Annotated in this window: 1 protein-coding gene; it reads right to left on the bottom strand. The window is 49.9% G+C overall.

The genetic code is table 11. The features are described 5' to 3' along the window. On the bottom strand, positions 1-870 hold an 870-nt coding region (locus D6694_03530), incomplete at its 3' end, for an LPS O-antigen length regulator (GenBank protein ID RMH46441.1). Between the last annotated feature and the right edge of the window lie 207 nt (positions 871-1,077).

Here is a 1,077-nt window from a genome sequence, read left to right as displayed (position 1 = left end):
TGCGCGTTTCGGCTTCGCTTTTTCGAGCGGTTCGACCGCCGGATCTAATGTTTTGAATACGTACTCATCCTGGACATTGGCGAGCATTATCACTTTTGTCTGCTGCTCAATCAGCTTGTAAAAAATCTTTTGCATTTCGGCAATGGACGTCTTAGCAATTTGCGCTTCAAGAAACTTAATTTTTTTCTCGGCATCGGCCACATCGCGCTGTTTCATGTACGCATTGATTTCTGCAACCAACCAATCCACCCACTGCTTTGCCATTTTGGGTGAATAATATTCCACTGCCACCTTAATAAGCCCCGTTTTCTTATCCTCACTTACGGTTAACAAGTCGGAAAATTCCTTGTACAGCTCCCAATCGCTTGGTTCTGGCCGGAAAGGGGGGCGAACCTCGCGCACCCAACGTTTGGTGTTAACATCATAGATATCCGGGTCAATAACGAGCTGATCGGTGGCACGATCCCACCCTTTTGCCGCCATGATTGGCACTTCAAGCTGGTGGCGGCGGATAAAATCGGTCAGAAAGGTGCGCGATTTCATCAACTCTATGGCGACCGTGGTTTTGTTGGTGTCACCTTTCGGTAAATTAATGCCAGCCAGCGAAGCGAGGCCACCAAACTGTGAGGCCAAAGCCGACAGCCCCCCACCACTATTTTCTTCGGCCGGTGCAAGCAGCGCTTCAGCGCGATAAACATTTGGCAACCACAGAGCAACGGCAATTGCGATAACAGTTGCCAAAAAGCCGCTTGTCAGGATTAGCCATTTTTGCGCCCAGAGGCGGGCAAACAATTCGCTCAGATCGATTTCGTCATCGTAGGTGTTGATGACAGGCAGTGAATTTTGCGGCGTGGTTGGCGTCTGCGACATAAATTTCTTTCTCCTTTACCATTCGCGAAAATATGGCTTGCCCGGACAAGCTGACTGTTCCTTGTCGGTCAACATCAAACGCCGTCGAGGCGGGAATGATAACGCTCCGTCGCATGTGGTGCAACTTACGATTGTCCGTTTGGCCGAGCCATTCATCAGTTATTCGACGGTCACGGATTTCGCCAGATTTCTTGGCTGGTCGACATC

The sequence above is a fragment of the Gammaproteobacteria bacterium genome, from assembly GCA_003696665.1.
Lineage (GTDB): Bacteria > Pseudomonadota > Gammaproteobacteria > Enterobacterales.
This window is presented reverse-complemented; position numbering and strand designations above follow the sequence as displayed.